The following is an 18,417-nucleotide window of genomic DNA, read 5'->3' on the forward strand; positions in this document are numbered from 1 at the left end:
CGAAGGTCGTCTCCCGCGCCGCGCGTGAGTCGACGGGCCGTCCGGACCTGACCGAGGCCGCGATCGTGGTCTCCGGCGGCCGTGGCGTGGGCGGCGCGGAGAACTTCCCCGTCGTCGAGGCCCTCGCGGACTCCCTCGGTGCGGCGGTCGGCGCGTCGCGCGCGGCGGTGGACGCCGGTTGGTACCCGCACACCAACCAGGTCGGCCAGACCGGCAAGACCGTCTCCCCGCAGCTCTACATCGCGGCCGGTATCTCGGGCGCGATCCAGCACCGGGCCGGTATGCAGACCTCGAAGACCATCGTGGCCGTCAATAAGGACGCCGAGGCCCCGATTTTCGACCTGGTCGACTACGGCGTGGTCGGCGACCTCTTCGAGGTCGTTCCGCAGCTCACCGAGGAGGTCAAGACCCGCAAGGGCTGACCGCTCGATCGATGACCGTGAGGCCCCGTACGCACTGCGCGTACGGGGCCTCACGTGCGTCAATGGGGTGTTGACCTCCACTCGGAGCCCGTATAACTTCGCTCTACGGATATTTGTTTCCGTAGAGCGGAAACATCTGGTCGGTTCGTTGTTCGAGTGAAGGCGAAAGGCGGAGGTGCGGGCATGACTCAGCACGAGACGGCGGGGACCAGCCTGCCGCGCGGCGTAGGCGAGGGGATCACCGCGTTCCTGGCCCCCGTCGACGCCGACCTCGCCCGCCGCTACCCGGGCGACTCCGGCACCCGCCAGCCCGTGCACACCGTCTACGTCCCCGCCGACGCCCTCACCGATACCACCGTGCGCGACTGGGGCGACCAGGCGCTCGCCGCCCTCGACGCCCACGCGCCCGACGCCGCCGCCCTCGCCGCCGTCCTCGGCATCCCCGACGAGCTGGCCGACCCCGTGTACCGGCGGGTGCGCGCCAAGCTGGAGCGCGAGCCGGTCGAAGACCTGCGCATCGACTTCGAGGACGGCTACGGGCCGCGCCCCGACACCGAGGAGGACGCCGCGGCCGCCCACGCCGCCACCGTGGTCGCCGCCGCCCACGCTGCGGGCACCGCACCGCCCTATGTGGGCATCCGGATGAAGTGCATGGAGGCCGCCGTCCGCGACCGTGGCATCCGCACCCTCGATGTCTTCCTCACCGGACTGATGGACTCCGGCGGTCTGCCGGACGGGCTCGTGCTCACCCTCCCCAAGGTGACGTACGCCGAACAGGTCAGCGCCATGGTCCGGTTGTGCGAGGAGTTCGAGAAGGCCCGTGGCCTCCCCTCGGGGCGGCTCGGCTTCGAGATCCAGATCGAGACCACCCAGGCCATCCTCGGCTCCGACGGCCGCGCCACCGTCGCCCGGATGATCGAAGCGGCCCAGGGCCGCGCCACCGGACTCCACTACGGCACCTTCGACTACAGCGCCTCCTGCGGCGTCAGCGCCGCCCACCAGTCCATGGACCACCCCGTCGCCGACCACGCCAAGGCCGTGATGCAGGTCGCCGCCGCGGGCACCGGCGTACGGCTCTCCGACGGCTCGACCAATGTGCTTCCCGTAGGCCCCACCGGGCGCGTCCACGACGCCTGGCGGCTCCACCACGGCCTCGTCCGGCGGTCCCTGGCCCGCGCGTACTACCAGGGCTGGGACATGCACCCCGGCCATCTCCCCACCCGCTACGCCGCCGTCTACGCGTTCTACCGCGAGGGCCTGGAGACGGCGGCGGCCCGGCTCGCGGCCTATGTGAACCGTACGGGCGGGGACGTCATGGACGAGCCCGCCACCGCGAAGGCGCTCAGCGGCCATCTGCTGCGCGGCCTGGACTGCGGCGCGGTCGACGCCGCCGAGGTGGAACAGCTCACCGGGCTGAGCCGCGCCGAACTCGACGCCCTCGCCGGACGCGGCCGACCCGCCTGATACGTCTGATCCCCCTGATCTCTCTGATCCGCCTGGCCACATCCGCTCACCCCTCCGTGTCACCCGGGATGCGCTCCCGGCGGGGAGGGCGGGAGATGGTGGCATGGTCAGAAGTGCCGTGTCAGCCCTGCTGATCCTGCTCGCCTGCCTGCTCGTACCGGTGTCCGTGCTGACCGTATGGGTCCACGGCATCGTGCTGGACACCGATCGCTACGTGGCGACTGTCGCCCCGCTGGCGTCCGATCCGGCGATCCAGGAGGCGGCCGTGGACCACGTCGGCGACGCCGTCGACCTCCGGCACAACAGCCGGAAGGTCACCTCCGACATCGCCGACTGGCTGCGCGACCAGGGCCTGCCGCCCCGGGCCGCCGACACCATCGAGGGCCTGGCCCCCCAGCTGGACGCGGCCCTCGACCAGGCCGTACGCAAGGTCGCGACGCACATCGTGCACACCGAGGAGTTCGCCGCCGTATGGACCGGCGCCAACCGGGCCGCCCACGCCGCCGTCGTGCACGCGCTCACCGGCGAGGGCCGCGGCCCGGTCGGCGTACGCGGCGACACCGTCACCCTGAACGTCGGCGCCGCCATGGAGAAGGTCAAGGTCCAGCTCGTGAACGCCGGATTCCCCTCGGCCCGCGACATCCCCGACATCCACCACCGGACGATCCTCTTCCACTCCCATCAACTCGACCGCGTCAAGCGGGCGGTGCGCCTGCTCGACCTGGTCGGCAACTGGCTGCCCACCCTGACCACCGTGCTCGGCGCCACCGGTGTGCTGCTCGCCCGGGGCCGCCGCCGCGCGCTCGCCCGCGCCGCCCTCGGCGCCGCCGTCGCCTCGCTGGCGCTGGCCCTCGCCCTCACCGTGGCCCGCCGGTACTGCCTCGACCATGTGCCGCCGGGCGTGCTGTCCCGGCCCGCCGCGTCGGCCCTCTTCGACACCGTGGTGCGCTTCCTGCGGTTCACCGTGCTCACCGTGCTGGTGCTCAGCGCCGTCGTCGCGGCGGGCGCCTATCTGGCCGGGCCCGGACGGCTGCCGCGCGCCGTACGGGACGCGGCCGAGCGCGCCGCCGACTCCGCCGCGTACTGGGGCGCGGCCCATGGGATGCGCACCGGACGGGCCGGGGTCTGGACCGCGGACCACCGGCGGGAGCTGACCGTCGCCGCGCTGCTGGCCCCGGCCGCCGTCTTCGCGCTGTGGAACCACCCCACCGTGCTGACCGTGCTGTTCCTGGTGCTGGTCCTGCTGGCCGTCCTCGCGGTGATCACCCTGCTGGCCGCGACGGGCCGGGACCGGCTCTGAGGCGTGCATCAGGGGCGAGTCAGGGGGTGAGGAGGAGCACGATGAAGAGCAGGCAGGCGGCGATGTTGACCACCCAGCTGTGGGTGTTCAGCCACTCCCGCAGCCGGGGCATCGCGCGCCGCGCCCGGTTCCGGAAGACGACGTAGACCAGCAGCGGCAGCGCCGCGATCAGCACGGTGGCACCGATGAACGGCAGCGCCTCCGCCAGGGGAGCCCGGTGCTGCTCCAGATGCGCCCCCACCGTCAGCAGCACCATGATGTCCGAGGGCATCAGCAGGATGACCAGCAGCCCGGTCCTCAGGGCCCGCAGGGGGCCCGCCTCCATCAGCGAACCCAGCCACTTCGGCGGTTCGACGGACTCCCGGCGTACGAAGTTCTTCAGTGCCACCAGGACCAGCAGCCCCACCAGCACCAGCTGCACGATCGTCGCGGCCGCCCCCCGGTCGGAGGGCTGGCCCAGGGTGACCGCGCTGCCCAGCAGCGCGAAGATCCCCCGGGCGACGGCGACCCCCACCGTCGTCGCGACCGCCACCCCCAGCAGGAACGCCGCCGACACCCGCACCGGCCGCGCGGTGGTCACCAGGATCACGTCGGCCACGATCTGCGGCCCCGCCATCATCGTGATGGCGAGCGGGAGAATCTGGAGGTCCATGGCCTGCCCTTCCGGCCCCGTCCGTCCTGCCTCCATTGGCACGCGGCCGGGCCTGCGGCGCACCTCGTGATGCGCCGACCGGGCCCGTGCTCCGGCCGGTGCCGCGCGCCCGCCGCCGTACGCTGGATACGTCGGCTCCGGTGGTGGCACCGGTCCCGCCGGGCATGTCCGACGGGAGGCAGACCATGGACTACCCACTGCTCAATGTGTTCTGGACCACGATGTGGATCTTCCTGTGGGTCCTGTGGCTGATGCTGCTCTTCCGGGTGATCGGGGACATCTTCCGCGATGACTCGCTCAGCGGCTGGGCCAAGGCGGGCTGGTGCGTCTTCGTCGTCGTCCTGCCCTTCCTCGGCGTCTTCGTGTACCTGATGGCACGGGGCCGTGGGATGGGCGGACGCGAGATGAAGCGGGCCGAGCGGGCGGAGGAGGAGTTCCGCGAGTTCGTCCGGGGGACCGCGGGAACGAGCCACGCCGAGGAGCTGTCACGGCTCGTGGAGCTGAAGAACCACGGTGACATCACGGCCGAGGAGTACGAACGGGCCAAGGCCAAGGTGCTAGCCGCCTGAAGGAAGGCCGGGACACCGCGGCCGACGGGGTGCCGCCCTCCTGTGAGCGGTCCGCGGCGACCGGTGCCTGCGCGGCCTGGGGGTTCGCCGCGCGGATCGTTCGCGTACGGCGTCCGGTCGTCGCCTCTCCCGTCCCGTCGGCTGGGGTCTCCCGGCCCTCCGCACCCACCGTGACGTGGGCGGCGGCCCGGGGCAACCGGTGCGGGGCCGTTCGCGACGTGCTCAGGACAGGGACGGGGGCAGTTCGCCGGAGCCTCGGGCGATCAGGCGGGTCGGCAGCACGACCCGCCGCGGTTCGCCGCTCGCGCCGTCGAGGCGGCGGAAGAGCAGATCCGCGGCGGTGCGGCCGAGCTGGGCCGCGTCCTGGGCGACCACGGTGATGCCGGGGGAGAGCAGATCGGCGAGTTCGAAGTCGTCGAAGCCGACCAGGGCGACGGGGGCGGCGGCGCCGGGGCGCTCGGCGAGGACCCGTACGACGGTGACCGTCACCCGGTTGTTGCCCGCGAACAGCGCGGTGACCGGCTCGGCGGCGTCCAGCATGGCGGCGGCCGCGCCGCGCACCCGCTCCGGGTCGGTCGGGCCGAGCGAGAGCCAGCCGTCGTGGACCGGCAGCCCGGCCCCGGCCATCGCGGCGTGGTAGCCGCGCAGCCGCTCGGCGGCGGTGTGGATGCCCGGCTGGTCGCCGAGGAAGCCGATCCGGCGGTGGCCCCGGGCGATCAGATGGGCGACCGCGTCCCGCGCGCCGCCGAAGCTGTCGGAGAGCACCGCGTCCGCGTCGATACGGCCCGCCGGGCGGTCGACGAAGACGGTGGCGACACCGGCCGCCATCTCGGGGGCCAGATAGCGGTGGTCGTCACCCGCCGGAATGACGACGAGGCCGTCCACCCGGCGCGCGCACAGGGCGAGCACCAACTCCTGCTCGCGGACCGGGTCTTCGGCGCTTGAGCCGTTGATCAGCAGCGCGCCATGGGACCGGGCCACCTCTTCGACGGCGCGGCTGAGCGGACCGTAGAACGGGTCGGCGAGGTCTTCCAGGACCAGGCCGACGCTCGCGGTGCGCCCCTTGCGGAGGATGCGGGCACTGTCGTTCCGGCGGAAGCCGAGCGCGGTGATCGCCTCCCGCACCCGGCGCTCGGTGTCGGGGGTGACGCCCGGCTCGCCGTTGACCACGCGCGAGACCGTTTTGAGGCCGACCCCGGCCCGGGCGGCGACGTCCTTCATCGTGGGCCGGGAGCCGTAGCGGTGGGGTGGCGTGGCGGCGGCGGTGTCCCGGGCGGTCTCGGTCACGGTGTGCTCGTCCCGTCGCTGGTCGTCGTGGCGGAAGTGGCGGAAGGGGTGTCGAGCATAGCCTCTGGACAACGTTGTCAGCGGCAGGGAAGACTGTGGCCTATACCGACGACACCGACCGATGACACCGACGCCCACCAGGAGAGTCGACCGCCATGGCACGTGACCTCATCGCCGCGCTGGACATCGGCGGCACCAAGATCGCGGGCGCCCTGGTGGACGGCGGCGGCAAGCTGGTCGTACGGGCCCGGCGCGCGACCCCCACGCAGCCCGACGGCACGGCGGTGATGCGGGAGGTCTCCGCGGTGCTCGGCGAACTCGGCTCCACCGCGCACTGGTCCCGGGTGGCCGCCGTCGGCATCGGCAGCGCGGGCCCGGTGGACGCCTCGGTGGGCACCGTCAGCCCCGTCAACATCCCCGGCTGGCGGGACTTCCCGCTGGTCGCCGGGGTCCGGGAGACCACCGGCGAGCTGCCCATCACCCTCGTAGGCGACGGACCGGCCATGACCGCCGCCGAGCACTGGCAGGGCGTCGCGCGCGGGCGCGCGAGCGCGCTGTGCATGGTGGTGTCCACCGGTGTCGGCGGCGGGCTGGTGCTCAACGGGCGGCTCTACCCCGGCCCCACGGGCAACGCCGGGCACATCGGCCACATCAGCGTCGACCTCGACGGCGATCTGTGCCCGTGCGGCGGGCGCGGCTGTGTCGAGCGCATCGCCAGCGGCCCCAACATCGCCCGCCGGGCGCTGTCCGGCGGCTGGCGGCCGGGCCCGGACGGCGACACCAGCGCCGCGGCCGTCGCCGTCGCCGCGCGCGCCGGTGACCCGGTCGCGCAGGCATCCTTCGACCGCGCGGCACAGGCCCTGGCCGCTGGGATCGCCGCGACCGCCGCGCTCGTCGAGGTCGAGGTGGCGGTGATCGGCGGCGGGGTGGCGGGCGCCGGTGACGTGCTCTTCGCGCCCCTGCGGCGCGCCCTGCGCGACTACGCGACCCTGTCGTACGTGCGGGGGCTGGAGGTCGTACCGGCGCAGATGGGCACCGACGCGGGCCTGGTCGGGGCTGCCGCGGCGGCGGCCCAGGACCAGCGGCTGGAGGGTTTCGCCCCGGCGGGCGCGCCTGGCGAGTCGAGTTGAGCCGTGCTGTCACCGGCTACCCCTAAGCTGTTCGCTCACTGCTGGCGATGGCGAGGGAGCCGATGGTGGCACCGGGGGACATGGGCGGTGATCTGTCCGGCAGGCTGCTGGGCGGTCGCTATCGGGTGACGGGGCAGCTCGGCCGTGGCGGCATGGGCGTGGTCTGCCGAGCGGTGGACGAAGTGCTGGGCCGAGAAGTCGCGGTCAAGGTGCTGCGCGCCTACACCGACGCGTCCGGCGCGGAGCTGGCGGATCTGCGCACCCGGATGCAGCGCGAGGCGCGCGCCGCGGCCCGGATCCGCCATTCGGGTGTGATCACGGTGCACGATGTGGCGGACGAGGACGGGCTGCCGGTCATCGTCATGGAGCTGATCGACGGCCCGTCACTGGACGACCTGATCGACGAGCGCGGCGTCGTCGACCCCCTGGAGGCCGCCCGGATCGGCGCGAAGGTGGCCGACGCGCTCGCCGCGGGCCATGACGCCGGGGTGCTGCACCGCGATGTGAAGCCGGGCAACGTGCTGATCGACCGCGGCGGCCGGGTGGTGCTCACCGACTTCGGCATCGCCAGCATGGAGGCGCCCGATGACGGCGCGACCACCAAACTGACCCGCAGCGGCGAGCTGATCGGCTCGCTGGACTACCTCGCGCCGGAGCGCGCCCAGGGCCAGGAGCCGGGCCCGGCCTCGGACGTATGGGCGCTGGGCATGACGCTGTACGCGGCGGTGGAGGGGTCATCGCCCTTCCGCCGCACCTCCGTGTGGTCGACGCTGACCGCGATCGTCACCGAGCCGCTGCCGGAGCCCCGGCTGGCCGGTCCGCTGGGGCCCGTCCTGCGCGAGCTGATGGACAAGGACCCGCAGCGGCGTCCGACGGCGGCCGAGGCGCGGCAGCTGCTGGAGGCCGTCGCCGCCGGTGCCGCGCCGGAGCCCCGGCCGTCTCCGCCGCAGATCTCGCAGGCGCGGATCTCGCAGGTCCCGCGGACCCCGACCGCACCGGATCTCGCGGCCGCGCCGCTTCCGGAAGGCGCGCCCGCGCCCGCGCCGGGGCGCGGGCGGACGCGGGTGCTGGTGGCGGCGGCCGTCGCCGGGGTGGTGCTCGTCGGGGGCGGTGTGACGTACGCGCTGCTCGGCGGCGAGAGCGACGATACGACGACGCGACGGCCGGGGCAGTCGCCGGAGCCGACACGATCCGGAACCCCCGCGTCCGGCGGAGCGCCCCGCGAGGCGACCGGCGAGGCGGACCCGAGCGGCCCGCCCTCGCCACCGGCCTCCCGCGCGCCCGGCGGCGCGGAGGACAGCACGCCGGACGGCAACGGCGGCGGCAAGGACGACGACAAGGGCGACGGCGGCAAGGCCACCCCCTCCCCGTCCTCCGCCTCCGGCACCGCCCCGGCGTGCAGTGACATCGGCGGCGGCAAGTACAACTGCGTCGTGTGGCGCGATGCCACGTCGCACACCCACGGCGGCGAACCGGTCGGCGCGCTCAAGCAGGGCGTCAACTACTTCTACTGCCAGGAGAATCTGAACCGCCCGGAGCGGTACGGCAAGTGGACGAACGTCTGGTGGGCGAAGACGGACGACGACAACGGCAACAAGGACGTGTACGTCAGCGACGTGTACATCCGGGGCGGCGACAACGACCGGCCCATCCCCGGGCTGCCGGTCTGCTGAGGCAGCCGTAGCGGCCGTACGGGGGAGCGGGCCGGTCATCGTCGTATCGCCCTGACGTCAGCAGCTGAACGCGGCGTCCGCCCAGTCGCCGTGGTCGCTGGTGACGTCGTCCCCGCCGTCGGTGACGACGAGCCGGACCACCGCCGCGCCGTCGATGTCGGCGGTGATGGCCTTGGCCGGGTCGGCGTTGCTCAGCGGGCCGGTCGACAGCGCTCTGGTGCCGTCCGCCCACACCTCGAAGGCGACCGTTCCGGCGGTGCCCTCCTCGTCGTCCACGCCGACCTTCGCCGTGAAGGCGGAGCAGTGGCCACCGGTGTAGTACGTGACCTCACTGGGCGCGTGCACGCCCAGGCCCTTGGCATAGGCGGTGCCGTCGAGGGTGATCGGATGGCCGTCGCCCGCCGCGTTCTCGCCGACGCTGGTGTCCTTCTCGACCGGGCCCCAGCCGTTGGACGCGCTCAGCCACGGCAGATCGCTCGCGTAGTTGGCACCGGCGGGCGGCGCGACCACCACGTTCACCGGCACGGGCAGTTCGGTGGAGACCGCCTCGCCGCGCGCCGAGCGGTAGTCGGCGCGCACGGTCAGCCCGTACGCCCCGGGCTTGACGTCCTTCGGCGCGGTGACCTGCCAGCGGGTGGTGAGCCTGCTGCCGCCGGGCAGGGTGGCGGCGCGGGTCGGCGAGGTGGTCTTGATCCGCCAGCCGTCGGGGCCGGTGAGCTTGACCCGGGCCTGGTGGGCCGGGGTGCCGCCGAGGTTGCGGAGCGCCGTCTCGACCGGTGCGGTGGCTCCGGCCTCGGTGAACGGGGCGGCGCCGACGCCGAGTTCGGCGGCGGGCGGGTACGAGGCCCAGCGCCGGTCGGCGGAGACCCGGTAGAGCACCGTGCCATGGGCCGGGACGGTGGCCGCCACGGAGCCCGTGGTGTTCTGGTCCTGGTGCCGCCACAGGTCGCGCAGCCGGTATCCGTCCGCCTGCGGCAGGCCGAGGCGGGCCGCGGTGGTGGTGATGCGCTGCGGCCGGTCGGACTCGTTGAAGAGGGCGACGGCGCGGCTGCCGTCCGCCATCTCCTTGGCGATCACCCAGCGTCCGCCCTCGGAGGAGAGCACGGTGCCCTGCTTGCCCAGCGGGTCCTGGTCGACGGCGATGACATCGCGGTTGCCGAGGATCTCGAACGTCTTGGCGTCGGCCTTGCGCAGATCGCTGCCGATCAGCAGCGGCGCGGCCATGATCGACCACAGCGAGAAGTGGCTGCGGTACTCGGTGTCCGTCATGCCGCCGTTGCCGACCTCCAGCATGTCGGGGTCGTTCCAGCGGCCGGGTCCGGCGTACGGGGCGAGCGGCAGGTTCTTCTTGGCGATCGACAGCATGCTGCCCCAGGTGTCACTGATGTCGCCCGTGGTGCGCCAGAGTTGGCCGACATCCGCCGCCCACTCCCACGGCTTGTTCTGCCCCCATTCGCAGATGCTGTAGACGATCGGGCGCCCGGTGGTCTCGGACGCGGCCTTCAGCGCGTCGCGCATGGTGCGGTAGCGCTGCTTTGCGTCTACGCCCTGGTTATTGCAGTTGTCGTACTTGAGGTAGTCGATTCCCCAGTCGGCGAACTGCTGGGCGTCGGACCTTTCATGGCCCAGCGCGCCGGGGAAGCCCGCGGTGTTGCAGGTCTTGGTGCCCGCGCTGGTGTAGATGCCGATCTTGAGGCCCTTGGCGTGGACGTAGTCGGCGACGGCCTTGATGCCGTTCGGGAAGCGCACCGGGTCCGGGACGAGCTTGCCGTTCGCGTCGCGCTGCGGGAGCGCCCAGCAGTCGTCGAGGTTGACGTAGGTGTATCCGGCGTCCTTGAGCCCCTTGCTCACGAAGATGTCGGCGATGCCCTTGACCATCGCCTCGTTGAACTCCGCCCGGCAGTGGGTGGAGTTCCAGTTGTTGAAGCCCATCGGCGGGGTGAGCGCGAGCCCGTCCCCGGGCGCGGCGGGCGCGGCGGGCGCGGCGGCTTCAGCGGCCGCCGGGGCGGGCTGGGCAGCGGTGGCCGGGGCGGCCACGGCGGGGAGGGCGAGACCGGCCGTGCCGAGCAGTGCGGCGGCCAGTCCTCCGATGACTCGGTGTCTCGCGGTACGTAAAGAGCGGTGGCGCATGATGCGGATCCTCCGTTCTCAACGGGTGACGCAGCGTTGCGGACGCGTCACATGCGAGCGTTTACGGTAGGCCTTGTTGGAGTCTGTTGGAAGAGATGCGATAACAGTTGTTCGATATCTCGTCCAAACCCTTGACTATGCCGCCTCTTGCCCGATGGGATCCAGCCACTCGCGTTCGGTTGTGTTTGATTGATCCTCTGTGGAGGGCCCATGGCACAGTCATCGTCAGGACATCGGATCTCCCGCCGTACGTTGCTCCGCGGCACCGCGGTCGGAGCCGGGGCGGTCACCCTTCCCGCGCTCCTCACCGCCTGCGGCGGTCCGGGCAACGAGGTGAAGATGGGCTCCAACGCCTCGGACGCCGTGCCCCGCAAGGCGTTCGCCGAAGTGTTCGCGGCGTACGAGAAGAAGTCCGACAAGAAGGTCAAGGTCAACACCGTCAACCATGAGGCCTTCCAGGAGGGCATCAACCGCTATCTGAAGGGCACCCCGGACGACGTCTTCATGTGGTTCGCCGGATACCGCATGCAGTTCTTCGCCGAACAGGGGCAGCTCGCCGAGATCGGCGACCTCTGGAAGGGCTTCAGCGGTTTCTCCGACGCGCTCAAGAAGCAGTCCACCGGCAAGGACGGCAAACAGTACTTCGTGCCGTATTACTACTACCCGTGGGCGGTCTTCTACCGGAAGAGCGTCTTCGAGCAGCACGGCTACGAGATCCCCAAGACCTTCGACGCGTTCCGGGCGCTCGCCAAGCGGATGGACAAGGACGGCCTCGACGCCTTCGCCTTCGGCGACAAGGACGGCTGGCCCGCCATGGGGACCTTCGACTATCTGAATATGCGGGCCAACGGCTACGACTTCCATGTCTCGCTGATGGGCGGCAAGGAGTCCTGGACCGATCCCCGGGTCAGAAACGTCTTCGACCTGTGGCGCGGCCTCATGCCGTACCACCAGCAGGGCGCCAACGGGCGCACCTGGCAGGAGGCGGCACAGAGCCTGGCGCAGAAGAAGTCCGGCATGGCGGTCTTCGGACTGCCCCACCCCGGGCAGCAGTTCTCCGCCGCCGACCGCGACGACCTCGACTTCTTCCCCTTCCCCGAAATCGACTCCGCCTACGGCCAGGACGCGGTCGAGGCGCCGATCGACGGATTCCTGCTGGCGAAGAAGTCCAAGCGGCAGAAGGAGGGCAAGGAACTGCTGAAGTACCTCGCCACCCCCGCCGCCGAGGAGATCTATCTGAAGCGGGACCCCAACAACATCGCGTGCAACGACAAGGCGGCCACCTCGTCCTACAACGCGCTGCAGAAGAAGGCCGTGGCGCTCGTCTCCGGCGCCAAGCAGATATCGCAGTTCATGGACCGCGACACCCGCCCCGACTTCGCGTCGCAGGTGATGATCCGGGCGATCCAGCAATTCATCAACAAGCCGGATGACATCGACACCCTGACCAAGGACATCGAGTCCCAGAAGAAGACCATCTTCGCCGACAGCTAGGAGAACCGCGCCGTGCCGCTCACCACCGCGCGGCGTGCCAAACGGCGGGGACCGCGGAGGTTCACCTCCCGCGACCTCGCCGTCATCGGCGTGCTGCTGGGCATACCCGTCCTGCTCGACCTGGTCCTGGTCTGGGGCCCGACCCTCGCCTCCATCGGCCTGTCCTTCACCAGCTGGGACGGGATCGGCGACCTTCGCTGGGTCGGCTTCGACAACTACCGGAACCTGTTCACCGAATATCCGCCGTTCTGGCCCGCCGTCCGCAACAACCTGCTGTGGGTGGCCTTCCTCGGCCTGGTCGCCACGCCCTTCGGACTGCTGCTGGCCGTCCTGCTCGACAAGGGCGTCCGGTTCAGCCGCTTCTACCAGTCGACCCTCTATATGCCGGTGGTTCTTTCGCTCGCCATCGTCGGCTTCATCGCCCAGCTGGTCTTCTCCCGCGATCAGGGCGCGCTCAACGCGATCCTCGGCAACGAGAGCCATCCGGTGGACTGGATCGGCGACCCCGACCTCAATATCTGGATGGTGCTGCTGGCGGCCGCCTGGCGGCACACCGGGTATGTGATGATCCTCTATCTGGCCGGGCTCAAATCCGTCGATCCTTCGCTCAAGGAAGCCGCCGCGATCGACGGCGCGAGCGAGACCCAGAGCTTTTTCCGGGTCGTGCTGCCCACGCTGCGGCCGGTCAATGTGATCGTCGGTGTCATCACGGTCATCGAGGCGCTGCGCGCGTTCGACATCGTCTACGCCATCAACCACGGCCGCAACGGCCTGGAACTGCTCTCCGTACTGGTCACCGACAACATCATCGGTGAGGCCAGCCGGATCGGATTCGGCTCCGCCATCGCCGTCGTCCTGCTCACCGTGTCCCTGGGATTCATCGTGACCTATCTGGTCCAGGAACTGCGAGGGGAGAAGAAGGGATGATCGCACGGGTCCGCCCCGGGCGGCTCGGTCTGCACGCGTTCCTGATGACCGTCTCGCTGGCCTTTCTCGCCCCGCTGCTGCTCGCCGTCTACGCCTCGCTGCGGCCGTACGAGGAGACCGCGAAATACGGATATTTCTCGCTGCCGCGCAATCTGTCGTTCGACTACTACCGGCAGGCGTTCAGCGACTCCGGAATGAGCAAGTACTTTCTCAACTCGATCCTCATCGCGGTGCCCGGAGTGCTGCTGACGCTGTTCCTCGCGTCCTTCGTGGCCTTCTCCGTCACCCGGCTGAAGATGCGCGGCGGGCTCGTCCTGCTGATGGTGTTCACGGCGGGGAACCTGCTGCCGCAGCAGGTCATCGTCACTCCGCTCTACGTCCTGTTCACCAAGATCGAGCTGCCCTACTGGATGTCGGACTCGATGACGATGTACGACTCGTACTGGGCCGTGATCGCCGTCCAGGTCGCCTTCCAGGTCGGGTTCTGCGTCTTCGTCCTCGCGAACTTCATGCGCACCCTGCCGATCGAGATCATCGAGGCGGCGGTGGTGGACGGCGCGGGGGTGTGGACGCGGTACTGGCGCATCACGCTGCCGCTGTGCCGCCCGGCCCTCGCCGCGCTCGCCACGCTCCAATTCACCTGGATGTACAACGACTTCCTGTGGGCGCTCGTCTTCATCTCCGACGGCGACAAGCTCCCCGTCACCTCCGCCCTCAACAACCTGCGCGGGCAGTTCTTCACCGACTACAACCTGCTGGCGGCGGGCTCGGTGCTGGTGGCGCTGCCCACGGTGCTGGTCTTCCTGCTGCTGCAGCGGCACTTCATCGCCGGGCTCACGCTCGGCGCCAACAAGGGCTGAGAAGCCTTGCGGGGCCGCCCTGCGACGGCGTGATCCGTCACTCAGTCGGATTCGGGCGTTTCCGTGGCAGGGTGATGCGGGCAACTGTCAGGAGGCGATGGATTAGGGGGAAATGTGATCGTCTGGCTGAACGGTGCGTTCGGCGCGGGGAAGACCACCGCGGCCCGCGAGCTGGTGGACTTCATGCCCGGCAGCACGTTCTACGACCCGGAACTGGTCGGCAACGGACTGCGCATGATGCTGCCGCGCAAGCGTCTGGAGCAGGTCTCCGACTACCAGGACCTGCCGTCGTGGCGGCGGCTGGTCGTGGACACCGGGGCGGCGCTCATCGCGGAGGTAGGCGGCCCGCTCGTGGTTCCGATGACCGTCCTCAGACAGGAGTACCGGGATGAGATCTTCGGCGGCTTCGCCGCCCGGCGTATCCCCGTGCGGCACGTTCTGCTGCACACCGATGAAACGATCCTTCGCCGACGCATAGCCGGGCGCGAGGAGATACCGGGCGACGCGGACGCCAGCGCGTCCGTGCGCCGCTGGTGTCTGGACCACCTCGCGCCCTACCGCGCGGCCCTGAACTGGCTGACCAACGACGCCCATGTGGTCGACACCACCGGGCTCACCCCGCGCCAGACCGCCGAGCACATCGCCGACGCGGTCCGCGAGGGCGCCGGGAAGTGCGACATCGTGCAGACGCCCGAGCCGACGGCCGAGACCCTGGCGGCCGGGGTGCTGCTCTTCGACGAGGCCGACCGGGTGCTGCTCGTCGACCCCACCTACAAGCCCGGCTGGGAGTTCCCCGGCGGCGTCGTCGAGCGCGGTGAGCCGCCGATGTGCGCCGGGCGCCGCGAGGTGGCCGAGGAGCTGGGCGTACGGCTCGACGAACCGCTGCGGCTGCTGGTCGCCGACTGGGAACGCCCCCAGCCGCCCGGCTACGGGGGCCTGCGGCTGCTGTTCGACGGCGGCCGCCTCACCGCCACCGAGGCCCAGAAGGTCCTGCTGCCCGGCGGGGAACTGCGCGGCTGGCGCTTCGTCACCGAGGCCGAGGCCGCCGACCTGCTGCCGCCGGTCCGGTTCAACCGCCTCCGCTGGGCGCTGCGCGCCCGCGAACAGGGCCGCCCGCTCTACCTGGAAGCGGGGGTTCCGGTGGGCTGACCGGCCATCGCCCCGCCGCTGTACGGCGGGTACCCCACGCCCCGGCGGCACCCGGTCCGGTCGCCGGGGCGAGCCTGCGGTCGTCCGGGCGGGGTTCGTTGCGTCGGGCTCGCTGTCATCCGGGACGTGTTCGCGGGGGCGGGTTCGCCCCGGGGTCGGACAGCCCCCGGGGCTCCGTTCAGCTCTTCGCGTACGCCTCAAGGAACAGCGCCTCGGTCAGCGAGAGCTTCTCCAACTCCTCCGGCGAGACGCTCTCGTTGACCGCGTGGATCTGCGCCTCCGGCTCGCTCAGGCCGATCAGCAGGATCTCCGCCGCCGGGTACAGCGAGGCGAGCGTGTTGCACAGCGGGATCGAACCGCCCTGGCCCGCCGTCGCCATCTCCTGGCCGTCGTACGCCACCCGCATGGCCTCGCGCATCGCCTCGTACGCCGGGCTCCCGGTGTCCGCGCGGAACGCCTGGCCCTGGCCGACCTGCTCCACCGCGACCCGCGCGCCCCACGGCGCCGCCGCCTCCAGATGGGCGGACAGTAGCCGGTCCGCCTCGGCAGCGTCCACGCCCGGCGGCACCCGCAGGCTGACCAGCGCCCGCGCGCTCGCCTGGACGGAGGCGGTGGCGCCGACGACCGGCGGGCAGTCGATGCCCAGCACCGTGACGGAGGGACGGGCCCAGATGCGGTCGGCGACCGTGCCCGAGCCCATCAGCTCGACCCCGTCCAGCACCCCGGCGTCCTTACGGAAGGCCTCCTCCTCGTACTGGAGGCCGTCCCACGCCGTCGCCGGGGCGAGGCCGTCGACCGTGGTCGAACCGTCCTCCGCGCGCAGCGAGTCCAGCATCCGGATCAGCGCGGCGAGCGCGTCCGGGGCGGCGCCCCCGAACTGGCCGGAGTGCAGATTCCCTTCGAGCGTGTCCACCGATACGCGCAGCATCGTCATCCCGCGCAGGGTCGCGGTGACGGTCGGCAGCCCCACCCGGAAGTTGCCCGTGTCACCGATCACGATCGCGTCGGCGGTCAGCAGTTCCGGATGCGCCTCGGCGTACCGCTCCAGGCCGCCGGTGCCCTGCTCCTCCGAACCCTCCACGATCACCTTGACGTTGACCGGGACGCCGCCGTGCTCCTTCAGTGCGCGCAGCGCCGTCAGATGCATGATCAGGCCGCCCTTGCAGTCCGCCGCGCCGCGCCCGTACCAGCGGCCGTCGCGCTCGGTCAGCTCGAAGGGCGGGCTCAGCCAGGCGTCCTCGTCCAGCGGCGGCTGCACGTCGTAGTGCGCGTAGAGCAGGACGGTCGGGGCACCGGCCGGGCCGGGCAGGAAACCGTAGACGGACTGGGTGCCGTCGGGGGTGTCCAGCAGCGCCACGTCCTCGAACCCCTCGGCGCGCAGCGCCGCCGCGACCCACTCCGCCGCCGCCTCGCACCCGCTGCGCGGGAACTGCGCCGGGTCCGCCACCGACGGGAAGGCCACCAGCTCGGCCAGCTCGGCCAGGGCGCGGGGCTGCAGAGCGGCGACGGTGGCGGCGAGGTCCTGTTCCATGGGGGAACGCTCCTGGTTTACGCGGCGTTGAGGGGTGGTGTGCGGAGTGGTGCGGTGCGCCGATCATCCCACAGCAGGTTCGGCCACCGGCGCGCCGTAGGATGCCCGGTAGGCGCAATCAGGACGGGCGATTGGGAGCGGAAGCACACGTGAGCAGCGACAACGCAGCCCCGGACAAAGAGACGGTATGGGACGTCGTCGTGGTCGGCGCGGGGCCCGCGGGTGCCTCCGCGGCCCACGCCGCGGCGTGCGCCGGCCGCCGGGTGCTGCTGCTGGAGAAGGCCGAACTGCCGCGCTACAAGACGTGCGGCGGTGGCATCATCGGCCCCTCGCGCGAGGCGCTGCCGCCCGGTTTCGAGCTGCCGCTGCGTGAGCGCGTCCACGCGGTGACCTTCTCGATGAACGGGAAGCTGTCCCGGACCCGACGCTCCAAGCACGCGCTGTTCGGGCTGATCAACCGGCCGGAGTTCGACGCCGGTCTGGTCGAGGCGGCCAAGGACGCGGGCGCCGAGGTGCGCACCGGCGTGAGCGTCACCCGGGTTGAGCAGCACGGCCCGTCCGTGCCGGACCGCCGCACCGTGGCGGTCGTCCTCGGGGACGGCGAGACGGTGCTGGCGCGGGCCGTGGTCGGCGCGGACGGCAGCGCGAGCCGGATAGGGGCGCATGTCGGGGTGAAGCTCGACCAGGTGGACCTGGGCCTGGAGGCGGAGATCCCGGTTCCGGAGACGGTCGCGGAGGACTGGGCGGGCCGGGTGCTCATCGACTGGGGCCCGATGCCCGGCAGTTACGGCTGGGTCTTCCCCAAGGGCGACACGCTGACCGTCGGCGTCATCTCGGCGCGCGGCGAGGGCGCGGGCACCAAGCGCTATCTGGAGGACTTCATCGCCCGGCTCGGCCTCGCCGGATTCGAGCCGAGCATCTCCTCCGGCCATCTGACCCGGTGCCGCTCCGACGACTCGCCGCTCTCCCGGGGCCGGGTGCTGGTGTGCGGGGACGCGGCCGGGCTGCTGGAGCCGTGGACGCGCGAGGGCATCTCCTTCGCGCTGCGCTCGGGCCGCCTCGCGGGGGAGTGGGCGGTACGGATCGCCGAGGCGCACGACGCGGTGGACGCCCGGCGCCAGGCCCTCAACTACGCGTTCGCGATCAAGGCCGGTCTGGGGGTGGAGATGGGCGTCGGCCGCCGGATGTACGCGGCGTTCGCCCGCCGCCCCGGGATGTTCCACGCGGCCATCACCGGCTTCCGCCCGGCGTGGCGCGCGTTCACGAAGATCACGCGCGGTACGACGACGCTGGCCGACCTGGTCCGTACCCACCCGGCGGCCCGCCGGGCGCTGGCGGCGATGGACAAGAAGTAGCGGAGGCTCAGGCGTCCGTGACGGTGACGCGGAAGACCGGGTGCATGAGGGCGATCCGGGCGAGTTCGGCGTCGTCGGAGGTGGCGGTCACGCCGTCGAAGAAGGCGCCGACCTCCCACCCCCACCGCTTCAGATAGGCCCGCAGCACCGCCGCCTTCTCCTCGCCCTCGGGCAGTTCGGCGGCGGTGAACGGCCGCGTCCGGCGGCCCTTGCGCAGCTGTCCGCCCCCGGCCGCCCGCAGATTGCGCACCCACTGGGCGTTGCCGCGCGCCGAGACGAGATACCGCTCGCCGTCCAGGGCCAGCGGGTTGACCGGGACGCGCCGCATCGCCCCGCTGGACCGGCCCGGAACGGACAGCTCCGCCGCGCCGAAGAGGCTGAGCCCGTGCCGCGCCAGCCACGCCACGGCACCGTGGACGGGCACCTCGAAGCGGCGGGGCTCGATGTAGTGCTGCGTCATGACGTCCTCCGTCT

16 protein-coding genes are annotated in these 18,417 nt (G+C 71.7%); 11 read left to right on the top strand and 5 right to left on the bottom strand.

Annotated features, from left to right (window positions below):
* The 3 genes from ACFV9T_RS20510 to ACFV9T_RS20520 all read left to right on the top strand — a co-directional run.
* On the top strand, positions 1–422 hold a 422-nt coding region (locus ACFV9T_RS20510), incomplete at its 5' end, for an electron transfer flavoprotein subunit alpha/FixB family protein (protein WP_385442274.1).
* 183 nt (positions 423–605) lie between these two features.
* Positions 606–1,886 (top strand): DUF6986 family protein, encoded by a 1,281-nt coding sequence (locus ACFV9T_RS20515; RefSeq protein ID WP_385442276.1) that lies wholly within the window; start codon positions 606–608, stop codon positions 1,884–1,886.
* 103 nt (positions 1,887–1,989) lie between these two features.
* A complete protein-coding gene (locus ACFV9T_RS20520) occupies positions 1,990–3,186 on the top strand; it encodes a hypothetical protein (protein ID WP_385442279.1) in 1,197 nt (398 codons plus the stop codon).
* Positions 3,187–3,205: 19 nt separating this feature from the next.
* Here the strand turns inward: ACFV9T_RS20520 and ACFV9T_RS20525 are convergent, their stop codons facing one another.
* The gene (locus tag ACFV9T_RS20525; protein WP_385442281.1) at positions 3,206–3,838 is read right to left on the bottom strand and encodes a GAP family protein; all 633 of its coding nucleotides are present in this window, start codon (positions 3,836–3,838) and stop codon (positions 3,206–3,208) included.
* 185 nt (positions 3,839–4,023) lie between these two features.
* Between ACFV9T_RS20525 and ACFV9T_RS20530 the strand changes: the two genes are divergently transcribed.
* Complete coding sequence (locus ACFV9T_RS20530) at positions 4,024–4,407, top strand: SHOCT domain-containing protein (RefSeq protein ID WP_385442284.1); 384 nt, start codon at positions 4,024–4,026, stop codon at positions 4,405–4,407.
* Positions 4,408–4,629: 222 nt separating this feature from the next.
* Here the strand turns inward: ACFV9T_RS20530 and ACFV9T_RS20535 are convergent, their stop codons facing one another.
* Positions 4,630–5,694 carry a LacI family DNA-binding transcriptional regulator gene (locus ACFV9T_RS20535; RefSeq protein ID WP_385442285.1) on the bottom strand — a complete coding sequence of 355 codons (1,065 nt, stop codon included), beginning with the start codon at positions 5,692–5,694 and terminating at the stop codon, positions 4,630–4,632.
* 155 nt (positions 5,695–5,849) lie between these two features.
* Between ACFV9T_RS20535 and ACFV9T_RS20540 the strand changes: the two genes are divergently transcribed.
* Positions 5,850–6,824 (top strand): ROK family protein, encoded by a 975-nt coding sequence (locus ACFV9T_RS20540; protein WP_385442287.1) that lies wholly within the window; start codon positions 5,850–5,852, stop codon positions 6,822–6,824.
* Positions 6,825–6,886: 62 nt separating this feature from the next.
* Positions 6,887–8,497 (top strand): protein kinase, encoded by a 1,611-nt coding sequence (locus ACFV9T_RS20545; RefSeq protein ID WP_385442289.1) that lies wholly within the window; start codon positions 6,887–6,889, stop codon positions 8,495–8,497.
* A 57-nt stretch (positions 8,498–8,554) separates the two neighbouring features.
* Here ACFV9T_RS20545 and ACFV9T_RS20550 read toward each other — a convergent pair whose 3' ends face one another.
* Complete coding sequence (locus ACFV9T_RS20550; protein WP_385442291.1) at positions 8,555–10,627, bottom strand: NPCBM/NEW2 domain-containing protein; 2,073 nt, start codon at positions 10,625–10,627, stop codon at positions 8,555–8,557.
* 210 nt (positions 10,628–10,837) lie between these two features.
* Here ACFV9T_RS20550 and ACFV9T_RS20555 point away from each other — a divergent pair, with 210 nt between their 5' ends.
* The 4 genes from ACFV9T_RS20555 (at position 10,838) to ACFV9T_RS20570 (ending at position 15,057) form a co-directional block, all read left to right on the top strand.
* Positions 10,838–12,121 carry an ABC transporter substrate-binding protein gene (locus ACFV9T_RS20555; RefSeq protein WP_385442293.1) on the top strand — a complete coding sequence of 428 codons (1,284 nt, stop codon included), beginning with the start codon at positions 10,838–10,840 and terminating at the stop codon, positions 12,119–12,121.
* A 12-nt stretch (positions 12,122–12,133) separates the two neighbouring features.
* Positions 12,134–13,048, top strand: a complete 915-nt coding sequence (locus ACFV9T_RS20560; protein WP_385442296.1) for a carbohydrate ABC transporter permease — start codon at positions 12,134–12,136, stop codon at positions 13,046–13,048.
* Positions 13,045–13,908 carry a carbohydrate ABC transporter permease gene (locus tag ACFV9T_RS20565; protein WP_385442298.1) on the top strand — a complete coding sequence of 288 codons (864 nt, stop codon included), beginning with the start codon at positions 13,045–13,047 and terminating at the stop codon, positions 13,906–13,908. The genes ACFV9T_RS20560 and ACFV9T_RS20565 overlap by 4 nt, the downstream gene beginning before the upstream one ends.
* A gap of 114 nt (positions 13,909–14,022) precedes the next feature.
* Complete coding sequence (locus ACFV9T_RS20570; protein WP_385442300.1) at positions 14,023–15,057, top strand: NUDIX domain-containing protein; 1,035 nt, start codon at positions 14,023–14,025, stop codon at positions 15,055–15,057.
* A gap of 178 nt (positions 15,058–15,235) precedes the next feature.
* Here the strand turns inward: ACFV9T_RS20570 and ACFV9T_RS20575 are convergent, their stop codons facing one another.
* Positions 15,236–16,588, bottom strand: coding sequence for a dipeptidase (locus ACFV9T_RS20575; RefSeq protein WP_385442302.1), 1,353 nt, complete (start codon positions 16,586–16,588; stop codon positions 15,236–15,238).
* Positions 16,589–16,737: 149 nt separating this feature from the next.
* Here ACFV9T_RS20575 and ACFV9T_RS20580 point away from each other — a divergent pair, with 149 nt between their 5' ends.
* Entirely contained in the window at positions 16,738–17,943 is a 1,206-nt protein-coding gene (locus tag ACFV9T_RS20580; RefSeq protein ID WP_385442305.1) for a geranylgeranyl reductase family protein, read from the top strand.
* A gap of 7 nt (positions 17,944–17,950) precedes the next feature.
* Here ACFV9T_RS20580 and ACFV9T_RS20585 read toward each other — a convergent pair whose 3' ends face one another.
* Entirely contained in the window at positions 17,951–18,403 is a 453-nt protein-coding gene (locus ACFV9T_RS20585) for a nitroreductase family deazaflavin-dependent oxidoreductase (RefSeq protein WP_385442307.1), read from the bottom strand.
* Positions 18,404–18,417: the final 14 nt, after the last annotated feature.

Origin of the sequence: Streptomyces sp. NPDC059850 (genome assembly GCF_042731515.1) — a bacterium.
In the GTDB taxonomy this organism is placed as follows: domain Bacteria; phylum Actinomycetota; class Actinomycetes; order Streptomycetales; family Streptomycetaceae; genus Streptomyces.